The organism is Aliiroseovarius marinus (assembly GCF_050881025.1).
Classification (GTDB): domain Bacteria; phylum Pseudomonadota; class Alphaproteobacteria; order Rhodobacterales; family Rhodobacteraceae; genus Aliiroseovarius; species Aliiroseovarius marinus_A.
In genome coordinates this window covers 394,758-409,002 of sequence record NZ_JBNNXQ010000002.1, presented here as the reverse complement: position 1 = coordinate 409,002, position 14,245 = coordinate 394,758, and the positions used below count along the sequence as shown (strand labels likewise).

Genomic DNA, 14,245 nt, shown 5'->3' with positions numbered 1-14,245 from the left:
TTGCGGCTGGCGGCGTTTCCCGCCAGCCTCAATCCCAGAGCATAAGGGAGACCAAGATGGCTCTGGGAGAATTGGATCACCTTGTGGTGTCCTCCGCATCCCTTTCCGAAGGGATTGCGTATATCGAGGACCTGCTGGCGGTGCCCATGACGGAGGGAGGAGACCATCCGCTCATGGGCACCCACAATGCGCTTTTGTCGCTTGGCCCTGACCTTTATCTGGAAGTGATCGCGGTGAACCCGGAGGCACCCGCGCCCGATCACGCGCGCTGGTTCGATCTGGATTACTTCACCGGGCCAGCGCGGCTGACCAACTGGGCGGTGCGCGTGCCTGATCTACACGGGGCATTGTTGCATGCCCCCGTGGGCAGCGGCGACGAGCTTTCCCTATCGCGTGGAGACTATCGCTGGGATATGGCAGTGCCCGCTGATGGGCGACTGCCTTTTACAAATTGCGCACCGGGGCTCTTAAGCTGGCATGGCAAGATGCCCGCACCCGTGCTGCCCGATCACGGGCTGCGGCTGTCTTCGCTGAGCATCTCGCATCCAGAAGCCGAGGCGCTGCGCGTCGCACTTGGCCCTTTGGTCGCTGATGCACGCATCACTGTTGTGGATGGTGCGCCGGGGCTGTCTGCACAAATCGAAACACCTGATGGGCAGGTGACGCTGTGATCCTCCGCCCCGCCTCAGGTGCCGACGCACTGGCTGTTCAGGCGCTTTGGAACCTCGCCATTCGTGATACGCTGATCACCTTCAACGCGGTTGAAAAGTCACCCGACGAGGTGGCACAGGCCATCGAAGATCACGATGCATTTATCGTGGCCGAAGACGCGGGCGAGGTGCAGGGCTATGCAGCCTTCGGCCCGTTTCGGGCGGGGGTTGGCTATGCTCATACCAAAGAGCATTCGATCATGTTGGCGCCTTCGGCCCGTGGGCGCGGCATTGGTCGAGCACTGATGCAGGCGCTTGAAAACGAAGCCCGCGCGCAGGGCGTTCATTCATTGATTGCCGGCGTATCCGGATCAAACCCAATGGGTGAACCCTTTCACGCGGCCATGGGGTTTCAGCTTGTGGGCCGAGTGCCTGAAGCCGGGCAAAAATGGGGCGGGTGGCATGATCTTGTATTGATGCAGAAAATCCTGTGACCCGACGGCATTTGGCGTTAACACTGCCGCATGTCTATCTGGTCCCGCATATCAGATGCGCTGTCGGCGCTGGCCAAGGGTGAAAGCCTGTCGGATGTCTTCGCGCATCTCAGAACGCCGCCAGAGAGGTCGGCGGGTTTCGCAATTGCGGTGATCGCACTGGGTGCCAAGATGGCCAAGGCCGATGGGCAGGTGACCCGTGACGAGGTGTCTGCCTTTCGTGAAGTGTTCACCATTCCACGCTCGGAAGAAAAAAACGCCGCCCGTCTTTTCAACCTCGCCCGTACGGATGTGGCCGGATTTGAGCTTTACGCCCAACGGGTTGCTGCCATGTTCGGCCCCGATGACCCGGCGCTTTGTGACTTGATGGAAGGTCTTTTCCACATCGCGTTGGCGGATGGCGAATACCACCCGGCGGAAAATGCCTATCTGGAGCATGTCTCGGAGATTTTCGGTATGGACCCGGCGCGTTTTACGTCCCTACGGTCGCGTATGGTGCCGGATGAACATCCAGATCCCTACACGGTACTCGGCGTCAGCCGTGACACGCCCTTGGCTGATATTCGCAAAGCCTGGCGGCAAGAGGTGCGCGACAGCCACCCCGACCGGATGATCGCCCGCGGTGTACCCGAAGAGGCAGTAAAACTGGCCGAGAAGCGCCTGATTGCCGTCAACCGCGCCTGGGATGAGATCAACGAAGGGCAGGGGTGATGCGGATTGCGACCTATAATGTCGAATGGTTCAACACGCTGTTTGACGATCAGGGCGAACCGCTTGTCGACAATGAATGGTCACGTCGCCGGGATGTGACACGACGTGCGCAGCTGAAAGCGGCGGGCATCGTGTTCAAGGTGCTGGATGCCGATGCGGTCATGGTGATCGAGGCGCCCGATCAAAGCCGTCAGCGTGATACGGTTCTGGCGCTGGAACGCTTTGCCGCGCTGTTTGATCTGCGCGCGCGCAAGGCGATGATTGGCTTTGCCAATGACACGCAGCAGGAAATCGCACTGCTTTACGACCCGGATGTGTTTTCGGCCCGCCATGATCCGCTTGGGGCCGTGGATGTCGAGGATGCGCTGGCGGCGCCTCGGTTTGATACCAGTTTCCAGCTTGATCTGGATACCGACGCAGCCGCTGAGGCGGTGGTGTTTTCCAAACCGCCTTTGGAGGTCGACCTGACCCACCGGGCGACGGGAAAGGCACTACGCCTGATCGGAGTGCATGTGAAATCCAAGGCGCCACATGGCGCGCGCAACCCCGCTGACGTGATGCGCATCGCGATCGAAAACCGGCGCAAGCAGATGGCGCAATGTATCTGGATACGTCAGCGCGTGGACGAGCATCTGTCGGCGGGGGAACCGCTGATCGTGCTGGGCGATTTCAACGATGGCCCCGGTCTGGACGAATATGAAAAACTCTTTGGCCGGTCTGGCGTCGAGATTGTGATGGGCGAAGGGGATGCGATCTGCATGCATGACCCGCATGCGCGCATGGCCTTGTCGCGGCGCACGGGCGCACGACCAACGTCCTCCCGGTTCTATCTCTCGCACGAGGGGCGCTATCTGCAGGCGCTTCTGGATTATGTCATGGTCTCGCCCGATCTGGCCAAAACCGCGCCGAAATGGCGTATCTGGCATCCGTTTGATGACCCGGAATGTTATGGGTCTGAGGCGCTGCGCGAGGCGCTTTTGACCGCCTCGGATCATTTCCCGGTATCGATTGATCTGGAGCTGTGATCTTCACATTCCTGGCGTTGCGCCTACATGTGTTCCATGAAACAGAAATTTAAACACGGCGCAGTCGCGCTGGCCTGTGTCGCGGCATTTGCATTGCCTTCTTCGGCCGAGGATACACCTGCAGCTGACGAAAACCCGGAGTTGTCCGAAGGGGCTGAACTTCTAAGCGAAGGCTTTCGTCTGCTTCTTGAGGGCTTGGCCAACGAGGTTGAGCCCTTGGCAGAGGAATGGTCGAAAGGCTGGGCGGAACTGGCCCGGAAGTTTGGCGACATGCAGGTCTATTACCCGCCGGAGGTGCTGCCCAATGGCGATATTATCATTCGGCGGCGGGAGCCGCTGGTGGTGGAGCCGCCTGCCGACGGTGAGACGGATCTCTGATATTCCCTCCGCTTGACCCAGCGCTGGCGCGCAGGGCATTCGGAGGGAGGGGGCCGCGCGCTTCGCGCGCGGCTGGCGATCAGCTCTAGCGTTTGTTCTTTACGATGGGGGTGGCGTCCAGAGCGTCGGCCAGTGTCTGGAACCGGTTCTCGGCCACTTCGCCAAACAACCCGTCTGCATTTCTGTAGAGCCCCAGCACAAGTTCCCGCTTTTTCGGGAACCACTTAAGCTCTGCCATGATTGTCGGGTCCTCGACCGAGAACATCGCGCCGAAACGCATCGCTTTGCCCAGGACTTCGGCCCGGTGCAGAAGCTTTTCAGGCAGAATGTCAAACAGCGGTTCGAAACGTGACCCCTCGCGGCTGTTTTTATAGCGATGCAACAAACACAGCCCCAGAAACACGCGTTCTTCATGGGTCAGCCCGCCCAGATTGGCGCGGGTCGCATTGTCAAAACACACTTCGTGGCGATAGTCTGGATGTGCGCGCCAGCTGACATCGTGCAAAAGGCAGGCGGCGCGGATCACGCGAAGCTCTTCAGGTTTCACGGACTTGAAGAGAGGCGACAGGAACTTGAACAGCGCCTTGCCAAAGCCCGGATTGCGCGCGTCTTTGTTTTCGGCGTGATAGCAGGCCTCGATCAACGGGTCACGTTTGCGCAGCCGGTCGGGCATCTGCTCGTAAAGCAGCCCTTCGCGAATGCCATAGGAACTGACGGCGATTTCTTTTGGCCGGAAAATCCGCATGAGGCGCTTCAGAACCAGCGCCGCAATGGGCACCAGCGCCATTCGGGCGGCGGATGTGCCGGTGCGTTGACGCACCTCATCCAGATCCACCTCGTCAATCCACTTCAGCGTTTTCGCCAGGGATTTCGGGGTCATGCGGTACTCGTGCAGAACGGTCAGGGGATAGCCACGCCGTTCCATGTCCAGCCGTGCGATGGCACGCCACGAACCGCCGACCAGAAAGAGCCGCTTGTGGTCCGTGCCCATCTCGTCGGCCAGCTCATCCACCACACGGGCAATTTCGGCCTTTAGCCCCTTTTTGCCGCCGGGCACGCCCGCCAGTTTCAATGGTCCAAGCGGAGAGGTGACACGTTTGCCGACCTCGCCTTGTGAAATATGCGCCAGCTCCAGTGACGAGCCACCAATGTCGCACATCAGACCCTGTGCTTCAGGCCAGCCCAACAAAACGCCCTGTGCGGAAAACCGCGCCTCTTCCTCGCCGTCGATCACATAAAGATCCAGCCCGGTCTCGCGCAGCACCTCTTCGCGGAATTCCGGCCCGTCAGAGGCTTCGCGCACGGCGGCGGTGGCCACAGCCGAGAGCGGCCCAAGGTGCATGCCATCTGCCAGTCGCTGAAACCGCTTGATGGCTGCCAGCGCGCGCGCACGGCCTTCCGGGTGCAGCTTGCCGGTCTCAGATAGGCCAGTGCCCAGACCGCAAAGAATCTTTTCGTTGAAGAAATAGGCGGGCGAGCGGGCAGCACCATCGAACACCACAAGGCGCACCGAGTTTGACCCCACATCAACCACCCCCACGCGGCTTAAAGCGCGTGCGGAAGGGTCATCAAAAAGCGGGCGTCCGAAAGGGCCCCAATCGTCACCGGTGTCGCCGCGTCCGTCCATGAGAATCTCCCTTTCGCACCGACAGCCTAGCCGCCGCCGCTGCCCCATTCAATCTTGCGAATGAGTCAATTCCGGTACATCAGATGCCCCCGCCGATCCGCGCCCGGACAGCGAAGGGTTTTCCATGAAAAAGCGGTGGCAGTTGAACGGGTGTTCGATGCTGTCCAAATCTGCGCGGGTAAACTTTCCATCCGCCCCCATGACCCAGCTTTGCGCCACATCGGCAAGGTTGGCGGCCATGATCTGGCTGACGATCTGGGCTTTCACGGTGGCGTTTCTGATCTCGACCAGCGTTTCGACGCGACGGTTCAGATTGCGCCCCATCCAGTCGGCCGAGGACATGTAGACCTTGGCTTTCTTGGCGGGTAAGCCGTGGCCGTTGCCAAAGCAGACGATGCGCGAATGCTCCAGAAAACGGCCCACGATGGATTTCACGCGGATGTTTTCGGACAGGCCTTTGATGCCGGGGCGAAGCCCGCAGATGCCACGCACCACAAGGCTGATTTTCACCCCGGCCTGAGACGCTTTGTAAAGCGCGTCGATCACATCGGGTTCGACCAGTGAATTCATCTTGGCCCAGATCTCGGCAGGCTTGCCATCGCGGGCAAATGCGGCTTCCGCCTCGATCCGTTTGATCAGGGTGGACTTCAAATCGAGCGGCGAGATTGCAAGGTTCTCAAGGCTTTGCGGTTCGGCGTAGCCCGACAGGTAATTGAAGACCCGCGTGGCATCGCGCCCCAAAGCCGTGTCACAGGTGAACAGGCTAAGGTCGGTATAAATGCGCGCGGTGATCGGGTGGTAATTGCCGGTGCCATAGTGGGTATATGTCACCAGCTCGTCGCCTTCACGCCGCACCACGGTCGAGATTTTGGCGTGTGTCTTGTAGTTGATGAAGCCGTAAACCACATGAGCGCCCGCGCGTTCCAGACGGCGTGATTGGCGAATGTTGGCGGCCTCGTCAAAGCGGGCTTTCAGCTCGACCAGCGCGGTGACGGATTTGCCGTCCTCGGCGGCTTCGCACAGCGCTTTCACGATCGGGCTGTCATGCGAGGTGCGATAAAGCGTTTGCTTGATCGCCACCACATTTGGATCACGCGCAGCCTGATGCAGAAACCGCACCACCATGTCGAAGGTTTCATAGGGGTGGTGCAGCAGCATGTCCTTTTGGCGGATCGCCGCGAACATGTCGCCTTCGTGGTCCTGCACGCGTTCGGGTACGCGCGGGGTGAAGCTGGGCCACAGAAGGTCGGGGCGGTCCTTCAGGACCAGCTCGCCCAGATCGGCCATGCCGATCATGCCGTCGACCTCGACGATTTCATCGCCGGACACGCGCAGTTCACGCTTGATCATCGACATCAGGGCAGACGGGGCGCCCGAGGTGATTTTCATCCGCACCACTTCGCCACGGCGGCGTCGTTTCAGGGCCGTTTCAAATTCGCGCACAAGGTCCTCGGCCTCGTCCTCGACCTCCAGATCACTGTCGCGCAGGATGCGGAAGGCACAGTTGCCTTTCTCGACATAGCCGGGAAAAAGCGATCCGAGATGTTCAAGCAGCAGGTCTTCCAGAGGCAGAAAGCGGAACTGGCCGTCATCCGCAGGCAGGGGCACGAAGCGGTCGATCTGTTGCGGGATCGGCAAAAGCGCTTTCAGCTTTTGCTTGTCGGATTTTCGTTCCAGCTGCAGCGCCAGCGAATAGCCCGTGTTTGGGATGAAGGGGAACGGGTGCGCCGGGTCGATGGCCAGCGGCGACAGCACAGGAAAGACCCGTGACAAAAAGACCTGATCCAGATGGGTGCGGTCGGCATCGGTCAGGTCGTCACGGCGGGCAATGATGATGCCCTGCGCGCGCATGTCGGAGGAGAGGGTTTCAAAAACCAATTGCTGGCGCGCCATCAAGGCGCGGGCGTCGCTGTCGATCAGCTTCAACTGCTCGGAGGGGCTGAGACCGTCTGCCGCGGGGGTTGAGACACCTTCGCGCACCAACTCGCGCAGGCCAGCAACGCGCACCGTGTAAAACTCGTCCAGATTGGTGGCCGAAATGGACAGGAACCGCAGCCTTTCCAAAAGCGGCACACGGGTGTTCTCGGCCTCTTCCAGCACACGCCAGTTGAAGCCCAGCCAGCTAAGTTCGCGATTGAAGAACCGTTTGGGACCGGCGACGTTGTCATCGGGCAAACTGGCGGGTGTCGGAAAATCCGAGGCCAGAAAATCCGCCAAGGGCACGGATGGGGTGTTGGATGTGTTCATAGCCGCACTCTATCGCGCCAATTTGTAATGAGAAGGTGACGTTATGCCCCGTCATCCGGTGTTTTGTCCAGCACGCGGGCTGCCAGTCGGCGTGTCAGCGCGCGGTTTTCGCTCAGGGCGGCGCGGTCAAGCTGGTCGACAAGGCGGGCGGCTTCGGCCAGTGACCGTTCCATACGCGGCAGCAGATAGTCGATCAGATTGGCAGGCACGGCCAGTTGCCGGTCGTCAAAAAGCTTCACCAGCACGGCGGATAACAGCATGTCATCGGGCGCGTCCAGTCGGGCCAGTGTTGTGCCCTCCATCCGGCTTTTCAGGTCGGGCAGGGTCAGGCCCCAGCGCGACGGGGCCGTTGCTGCGGTGATCAAAAGCGCGCCGCCTTCGGCCAGAACGAGGTTGTGAAGATGAAAAAGCGCGTTTTCTGCCGGGCGGTTGCCCGCGATGCGCTCGGCGTCTTCCAACACCACCGAGCCCCCTGCGAAACGGTCGATCTGTTGATCGGGCAGGGTGGTGGCCGGGATGATCCGGGCGCCTGAAAGATGGGCCCAGACATGTGCCAGATGTGTTTTGCCGGTGCCGGTCTCTCCGGCCAGAACAAGTTTGCGGTTGGGCCAGTCTTGCCAGGCTTCAATGGCGGCCATGGCCGCTGCGTTCGAGGGGGTGACCAGGAAGTCATCCAAGCCCTGCGCTGCGCGTGCAGGCAGGTCAAAGGTCAGTTGTTGTGCCATCAGTCAGCTGTGTTTTCGTCGATGATGCTGCGACCGGCCATGCCCTGATAGAGGCGCCCGGTTTGGTATTTGGCGATGAAGAAACGGGCCACCACGCCCAATGACGCGGCCACGGGCACCGCGACCAGCATGCCGACAAAACCGAACAGAGATCCAAAAACGGACAGGGCAAACATCAGCCAGACCGGGTGCAGGCCAACCGAGCTGCCCACCAGTTTGGGGGTCAGAATATTGCCTTCGAAGAACTGTCCCACCGCGAAGATGACAGCGACGGCCCCAAGGCTCCACCATTCGCCCCAGAACTGGAACACGCCCAATCCGATGGCCAACGCGCCGCCCACAAGGGCGCCCACATAGGGGATGAAGGTGATCAGGCCAGCGATGAAGCCAACCACGAGGCCAAATTGCAGCCCAACCAGCATCAACGCCACCGCATAGTAAGTGCCCAACACGATGCAGACCGACCCTTGGCCGCGGATGAAGCTGGCGAGTGTTTTGTCGATATTGCCGGCGATCTGACGAATCTCGGTTTTGTGATCGAGCGGCAAAAGCCGGTCAATCTGTTCAACCATCCGGTCCCAATCCAAAAGCAGGTAGAAAGCGACAACCGGGGTGACAACCAGCAAGATCACCACGTTGATCACACCCATGGCCGAGCTTAGAAGCGTGCCGACAAGCTCGCCGCCGCGTTCCTGAATTTTTTGTCCCAACCCGTCGAGCGACTGGCGCAAGGTGGAATTGGCATCCATCAGGGCCGGGAAGCGCTCTGTCAGAAAGTTCTGCAGTTCAGAGAACAAGCCGGGGGCGGCGTCGGCCAGCGCAATGGCTTGTGACACCAACGTGGGCACCACCAAAAGGAAGGCCAGGATGAAGACGATGATCGCCAGGATCGAGATCAGAACGGTCGCCAAGACACGGGAAAGCCCCATGTTTTCAAGACGATCCGCGACCGGATCAAGAAAATAGGCGATGGCGCCACCCAGAATGAAGGGCATGATCACATCGCCCAGATACCACAGGGCCAAAGCGAAAATGGCGATCGCGATGGACCAGTATTTTGCTTGTGTCTGAACGGGCAGGGCCATGGAGTTTCCTTTTTGAATGCCTCTTATGTCGCCCAGACATGCGGGCTTTTCAAGAGGTTCTCGGAGTTTGGGGCGGCAGGATTGCGCTTGTTTTGTCCTGATCGGCTTGTCAGTTGCCGTGGGTGGGGCTTCAATGCGGCGCAAAGGCGAAAGGATATTGGGCCATGTCACATAAGGGGATTTTCACCGGCGGGCTCTTGCTCGCAGCGCTGATCTTGGCGGGATGCGAAGGCCATCAATATGAACCGCGCAAGCCCGGGATCACCCTGTCGGGCGAGGCCGGGGCGGGTGTGGTGTATAAAAACGGCACGGCCGCGCCCCATAGTGAAACCAAGCTGAAGGTCAGTATGGGCGGGTCGATCTGATCGCGCCAATGCGTGATTGCCCCGGACAGCCCAATGGCTTAGACCGCTTGGGACGAATAAACCAACAGAGGTCGACATGCGCCTGTCCCGCTATTTCCTGCCTGTGCTCAAGGAAACCCCTTCTGAAGCCCAGATCGTAAGCCACCGCTATATGCTGCGCGCTGGCATGATCAAACAGCAAGCCGCCGGGATCTACACCTGGTTGCCGCTTGGCTTCAAAGTCCTGCGTAAAATCGAAAACATCGTGCACGAGGAACAAATCCGCGCGGGTCACATTCCCATGCAGATGGCCACCATCCAGCCCGCCGACCTGTGGCGCGAAAGTGGTCGCTATGAGGACTACGGCGAAGAGATGCTGCGCATCGAAGATCGCCATGGGCGTGACATGCTGTTTGGCCCCACCAACGAAGAGGTCATCACCGACGTCTTCCGCAGCCATGTAAACAGCTACAAAGACCTGCCGCTGACGCTCTATCAAATCCAGTGGAAGTTCCGCGACGAAATCCGCCCGCGTTTCGGTGTGATGCGGGGCCGCGAGTTTTACATGAAAGACGGCTACAATTTCGACCTGACCAAAGAAGACGCGCTGCACGCCTATAACCGCCATCTGGTCAGCTATCTGCGCACCTATGAACGTATGGGGCTGCAGGCTATTCCGATGCGGGCCGATAGTGGCCCGATTGGTGGCGATGACACCCATGAATTCCTTGTGCTGGCCGAAACGGGCGAGAGCGAAGTGTTCTATGACAGCGCGGTGACCGACCTGACCTTCGGGGATCGTGACATCGACTATGATGACGTGGCGCAGTGTCAGGGCGTGATGGAGGAGTTCACCTCGAAATACGCCCGCACCGATGAAACTCATGACGAAGCCAAGTTCAACGAGGTGCCGGAAGAACGCCGCCGCGTGGCGCGTGGTATTGAAGTGGGGCAAATCTTCTATTTCGGCACCAAGTATTCCGAAAGTATGGGGGCCAAGGTTGTCGACAAGGACCAAAATCAGGTGCCCGTGCATATGGGATCACATGGCATTGGTGTGAGCCGCCTTCTGGGTGCAATCATCGAAGCCAGCCATGATGAAAACGGAATCATCTGGCCTGAAGGTGTGACGCCGTTCCATGTGGGCATCGTGAACCTGAAACAGGGCGATGATGAAGCCGATGCAGCCTGCGATGCGCTTTACAAAGAGCTGACCAAAGCAGGGCTTGAGCCGCTTTACGATGACCGCAAGGAACGCGCAGGCGGCAAGTTTGCCACTATGGACCTGATCGGTCTTCCGTGGCGCATCACCGTTGGACCGCGTGGTCTGAAAAACGGGGTGGTCGAACTGACCAGCCGTCGCACCGGTGAAAGCGAAGAGCTGTCGCCCGAGGCCGCGATTGCCAAGGTCATCAAGATTTACGAACCGCATCACGTGCGCGGGCTTTGAGCCTTAGGTAAAATTTGTAAAAACGGCGTGCCAAAGGGTGCGCCGTTTTCGTATTAGGGGAGGGCATAGGCTTTGCTCCCCTTGACCAGTCCTGCCAGCTTTGAAAGCTTATGCCCAGACAAACCGGAACGGTGAGATAGATGATCAAAACACTGACCATGATCGGAGGATTGGCAGGCGCCGTGACGCTGAGCCAGTTTCCCGAGTTTTCCCAGCAATATATGCAACGTCTGTCCGGTGCGCGCACTGAATTGAAAGTGATCACCACCGGGTTTGATCTGACAGCGAAGGCCGCCGGCTACACGCGCGACGAGGCGCTGGAAAAGATGGGCGGGTCCGATTTTCAGAATGATCTGCGTGACCAGATGCAGGGCAATTTCGACCGGTATGAGCGCTTGGACGCGGCTTACACGTCGCTGAAAGGCTCGGAACCGCTGATGCGCCTGACCAAGGTCTGGCATTTCCGCGACACTGATCTGGTCAAACGAACATGGGATGACTTCCGCCCTGCCGTACCCGTGACGGCCGATGGGCTTCTTTGCGCCGGGATTGGCTTTGTTGCCGGTTGGCTTTTGCTGTCACTGGTTTTGGGGGCGTTTCTCAGACCCTTCCGGCGGCTCGCTTAAAGCGTTTCCACATTACGCTGAAACGGCGTGATGTGGAAACGCCATGCAACATGTAAGGATGATGGGCGTTTCCAGTTGTTTCTGTGATCGGGCAATAACTGGAAACGCTTTAAAACTGGACCTGTGGGCGGACCGATGGCGCTGGGCAAGCCGCCCACCCGTTCATCCGCTCAGCTGGTTTTCGGCGTGATCCGGTTCACATGGCCCATTTTCCGGCCGGGCTTGGTTTCGGCCTTGCCATAAAGGTGAAGCGACGCGTTGCCCTCTTTGGCGATGTCGGGCACCCGGTCCATGTCATCGCCAATAAGGTTTTCCATCGTGACATCGGCAAAACGTGACCCGTCGCCCAGCGGCCAGCCGACAACGGCGCGGATGTGCTGTTCGAACTGGTCGATGGTGCAGCCTTGCTGGGTCCAGTGGCCGGAATTGTGCACGCGTGGGGCAATCTCATTCACGATCAGCCCTTGCGGCGTGACGAATAGCTCGACCCCCATGACGCCGACATAATCGAGCGCGTTCAGGATGTTGGCGGCCAGCAGCACGGCATCCATGCGCTGGGCGGCCGTCAGATTGGCGGGCACCGTTGTGGTGTCGAGGATACCATCTTTGTGCACGTTTTCGCCGGGGTCGAAACAGGCGACCTCGCCCGTCGCACCGCGTGCAGCGATCACGCTGACCTCATGTGAAAACTCCACGAACCCTTCCAGAACCGAGGGCGCGCCCTGCATGTCTGCCAGGGCGGCGTCGGCATCTTCTGGGGCCATGATCCGCGCCTGCCCTTTGCCGTCATAGCCAAAGCGGCGGGTTTTCAGGATCGACGGCGCGCCGATTGTGTCCATCGCGGCGGTGAGGTCTGCAGCGCTTTCAATATTGGCGTAAGGGGCCACTTGCAGACCCAAGCCAGACAGGAAGTCTTTCTCGGTCAGGCGGTCCTGGCTGACGCGCAGGGCTTCGCGGCCGGGGCGGATGGGCTTGTGGGCTTCGAGCACGTCCAAAGCCTCGGTCGGGATGTTCTCAAACTCATAGGTGATGACATCGACCGACCCAGCAAATGCCTCAAGCGCAGCATGGTCGTCATAGCCAGCCGTTGTGACCTGATCAGCCACTTGCCCAGCGGGCGGATTGGCACCCGGTTCAAAGATGTGGGTTTTGAAGCCCAGACGGGAGGCTGCAACCGACAGCATCCGGCCCAATTGGCCGCCGCCCAGAATGCCAATGGTGGCGCCGGTGTTAAGGGGTTTGTTCAACACCTCAGTCATCGGAAGGCTCATCCGGGATCGAGGCTGACAAAGCGTCGCGCCATGCGTCCAGCTTTTCGGCCAAAGCCGCGTCTGACACAGCCAGAATGCCAGCGGCCATCAGGCCCGCATTGGCGGCCCCCGCCGAACCGATGGCCATGGTGGCCACGGGGAAGCCTTTGGGCATCTGCACGATGGAGTAGAGGCTGTCCACGCCAGACAGGGCGCGGGTTTGCACCGGTACGCCGACGACAGGCACGCGGGTTTTCGACGCCATCATGCCGGGCAGATGTGCGGCCCCGCCGGCGCCTGCGATGATCACGTGAAGCCCGCGATCCGCGGCCGTCTTGCCATAGTCCCACAGGCGGTCCGGCGTGCGGTGGGCCGAGACGATCTTGGTTTCATAGGCAATGCCCAATTCGTCCAGAATATCTGCGGCTTCTTTCATCGTGGGCCAGTCTGACTGGCTGCCCATGATGATCCCGACTTTCACATCTGTCATGCTGTCCTCGCGTCCAAGGCTTACGTTGGCGCCTGCTTACAGGCTTCGCGCCCCCCGATGCAATGCTGCGTTGCAATCAGGCGATGATATCAGGGGTCAGTTTGTCCTCGATCCGGGCAATTTTGTCCTTCAGGGCCAATTTTTGCTTCTTCAGGCGGCGCAGGCGCAGCTGATCAGCCCGCCCGCTTTCCTCAAGCGCATGGATGGCGTCATCAAGGTCGCGATGTTCGGCGCGGAAGACCTCCAGCTCCACCCGGAGCACATCGTCGGTCTTCATCTCTTTGGCATTGCTCATGTTTGCGAGTCGTTCTTCGTGAGAGGTGCCCCATCCTAACGCCAAGCAGGCGGAATCACCAAGCAAAAGCCGGGCTTGTAACTGCCCGCGGGCGCCCCCATATTTCACAGGTGACCGCCGGTGTCGGGGTCGCGCCAACGTGTCGCTTATTCAAGGACGTGTCGATGACGAAGATGAGCTTGGGAACGCATCCCTTTCTGCTTGGGTTCGAGCAGCTGGAACGCATGGTCGAACAGGCCGCGAAAACCGGCAAAGATGGCTACCCCCCTTTCAACATTGAACAGGTGTCCGACACCGCCTATCGCATCACGCTTGCGGTGGCGGGATTTGCCGATGACGACCTGTCAATCACCGTCGAAAACGCCAAGCTTGTGATCCGTGGCGCACAAAGCGACACCGGCGAAGAGAGCGTGTTTTTGCACCGGGGCATTGCCGCGCGTCAGTTTATGAAAAGCTTCGTGCTGGCCGATGGGGTTGAGGTGACGGGCGCGAAAACCGAAAATGGTCTTTTGCATATCGATCTGGCGCGGGCCGAGCCCGAGCAGGTTGTGCAAAAGATCGAGATCAGGAAAGGGTGAGGGCATGGATTTCAAACATCCGATGATGGACATGCAGGCGGGCGATTTCGTCTACGTAAAGCCTGTGCCGATTTCCGATTTGCCGATTGAAGTGCAGGACGAGGCCCGCGCCCAGGTTGGCGATGCCGGGCTTCTTTATGCGGTGCATCGTGAAGATGGAGAGCAGCTGGCTTTGGTCGCAGATCGTGATCTGGCCTTCCTGCTGGCGCGTGAAAACAACCTGTCGCCGCTGGCGCTTCACTGATCCCTGCAAGGTCGCTTTGCCGGCCT

General features: G+C 59.7%; 17 protein-coding genes. 10 read left to right on the top strand and 7 right to left on the bottom strand.

Annotated elements, in window-relative coordinates:
• Window positions 1–56: 56 nt before the first annotated feature.
• The 5 genes from ACRY08_RS07485 to ACRY08_RS07465 are packed head-to-tail and all read left to right on the top strand — an operon-like array spanning window position 57 to window position 3,258.
• Window positions 57–671, top strand: a complete 615-nt coding sequence (locus tag ACRY08_RS07485; RefSeq protein ID WP_432449287.1) for a VOC family protein — start codon at window positions 57–59, stop codon at window positions 669–671.
• Complete coding sequence (locus ACRY08_RS07480; RefSeq protein ID WP_432449614.1) at window positions 671–1,144, top strand: GNAT family N-acetyltransferase; 474 nt, start codon at window positions 671–673, stop codon at window positions 1,142–1,144. The genes ACRY08_RS07485 and ACRY08_RS07480 overlap by 1 nt, the downstream gene beginning before the upstream one ends.
• A gap of 30 nt (window positions 1,145–1,174) precedes the next feature.
• The gene (locus tag ACRY08_RS07475; RefSeq protein WP_432449286.1) at window positions 1,175–1,855 is read left to right on the top strand and encodes a TerB family tellurite resistance protein; all 681 of its coding nucleotides are present in this window, start codon (window positions 1,175–1,177) and stop codon (window positions 1,853–1,855) included.
• Window positions 1,855–2,880: an endonuclease/exonuclease/phosphatase family protein gene (locus tag ACRY08_RS07470; RefSeq protein WP_432449285.1), complete on the top strand. Its 1,026-nt coding sequence runs from the start codon at window positions 1,855–1,857 to the stop codon at window positions 2,878–2,880. Before ACRY08_RS07475 ends, ACRY08_RS07470 begins: the two co-directional genes overlap by 1 nt.
• 36 nt (window positions 2,881–2,916) lie before the next feature.
• Window positions 2,917–3,258 (top strand): hypothetical protein, encoded by a 342-nt coding sequence (locus ACRY08_RS07465; RefSeq protein ID WP_432449284.1) that lies wholly within the window; start codon window positions 2,917–2,919, stop codon window positions 3,256–3,258.
• Between the two features lie 85 nt (window positions 3,259–3,343).
• On the opposite strand, the gene ACRY08_RS07460 is transcribed toward ACRY08_RS07465, so the two are convergent.
• From ACRY08_RS07460 to ACRY08_RS07445, 4 genes are read right to left on the bottom strand one after another with little or no spacing between them, the layout of a single operon-like run.
• Window positions 3,344–4,885, bottom strand: a complete 1,542-nt coding sequence (locus tag ACRY08_RS07460) for a Ppx/GppA family phosphatase (RefSeq protein ID WP_432449283.1) — start codon at window positions 4,883–4,885, stop codon at window positions 3,344–3,346.
• Window positions 4,886–4,933: 48 nt separating this feature from the next.
• Complete coding sequence (locus ACRY08_RS07455; RefSeq protein ID WP_432449282.1) at window positions 4,934–7,132, bottom strand: RNA degradosome polyphosphate kinase; 2,199 nt, start codon at window positions 7,130–7,132, stop codon at window positions 4,934–4,936.
• Window positions 7,133–7,173: 41 nt separating this feature from the next.
• The gene (locus ACRY08_RS07450; RefSeq protein ID WP_432449281.1) at window positions 7,174–7,857 is read right to left on the bottom strand and encodes an HdaA/DnaA family protein; all 684 of its coding nucleotides are present in this window, start codon (window positions 7,855–7,857) and stop codon (window positions 7,174–7,176) included.
• Window positions 7,857–8,942, bottom strand: a complete 1,086-nt coding sequence (locus tag ACRY08_RS07445) for an AI-2E family transporter (protein ID WP_432449280.1) — start codon at window positions 8,940–8,942, stop codon at window positions 7,857–7,859. Before ACRY08_RS07445 ends, ACRY08_RS07450 begins: the two co-directional genes overlap by 1 nt.
• A 164-nt stretch (window positions 8,943–9,106) precedes the next feature.
• On the opposite strand from ACRY08_RS07445, the gene ACRY08_RS07440 reads away from it, so the two are divergent.
• The 3 genes from ACRY08_RS07440 (at window position 9,107) to ACRY08_RS07430 (ending at window position 11,362) form a co-directional block, all read left to right on the top strand.
• Complete coding sequence (locus tag ACRY08_RS07440; RefSeq protein WP_432449279.1) at window positions 9,107–9,307, top strand: hypothetical protein; 201 nt, start codon at window positions 9,107–9,109, stop codon at window positions 9,305–9,307.
• 76 nt (window positions 9,308–9,383) lie between these two features.
• Entirely contained in the window at window positions 9,384–10,736 is a 1,353-nt protein-coding gene (gene proS, locus ACRY08_RS07435; RefSeq protein ID WP_432449278.1) for a proline--tRNA ligase, read from the top strand.
• A 140-nt stretch (window positions 10,737–10,876) separates the two neighbouring features.
• Complete coding sequence (locus tag ACRY08_RS07430; RefSeq protein WP_432449277.1) at window positions 10,877–11,362, top strand: DUF2937 family protein; 486 nt, start codon at window positions 10,877–10,879, stop codon at window positions 11,360–11,362.
• Window positions 11,363–11,532: 170 nt separating this feature from the next.
• Here the strand turns inward: ACRY08_RS07430 and ACRY08_RS07425 are convergent, their stop codons facing one another.
• From ACRY08_RS07425 to ACRY08_RS07415, 3 genes are all read right to left on the bottom strand, one after another.
• Window positions 11,533–12,621: a 5-(carboxyamino)imidazole ribonucleotide synthase gene (locus ACRY08_RS07425; RefSeq protein WP_432449276.1), complete on the bottom strand. Its 1,089-nt coding sequence runs from the start codon at window positions 12,619–12,621 to the stop codon at window positions 11,533–11,535.
• Window positions 12,614–13,102, bottom strand: a complete 489-nt coding sequence (gene purE / locus ACRY08_RS07420; RefSeq protein WP_432449275.1) for a 5-(carboxyamino)imidazole ribonucleotide mutase — start codon at window positions 13,100–13,102, stop codon at window positions 12,614–12,616. The genes ACRY08_RS07425 and purE overlap by 8 nt, the downstream gene beginning before the upstream one ends.
• A gap of 76 nt (window positions 13,103–13,178) precedes the next feature.
• The gene (locus ACRY08_RS07415; RefSeq protein ID WP_432449274.1) at window positions 13,179–13,397 is read right to left on the bottom strand and encodes a YdcH family protein; all 219 of its coding nucleotides are present in this window, start codon (window positions 13,395–13,397) and stop codon (window positions 13,179–13,181) included.
• Window positions 13,398–13,561: 164 nt separating this feature from the next.
• Between ACRY08_RS07415 and ACRY08_RS07410 the strand changes: the two genes are divergently transcribed.
• The gene (locus ACRY08_RS07410) at window positions 13,562–13,975 is read left to right on the top strand and encodes an Hsp20 family protein (protein ID WP_432449272.1); all 414 of its coding nucleotides are present in this window, start codon (window positions 13,562–13,564) and stop codon (window positions 13,973–13,975) included.
• Window positions 13,976–13,979: 4 nt separating this feature from the next.
• Window positions 13,980–14,219, top strand: coding sequence for a DUF1150 family protein (locus ACRY08_RS07405; protein WP_432449271.1), 240 nt, complete (start codon window positions 13,980–13,982; stop codon window positions 14,217–14,219).
• Window positions 14,220–14,245 lie beyond the last annotated feature (26 nt).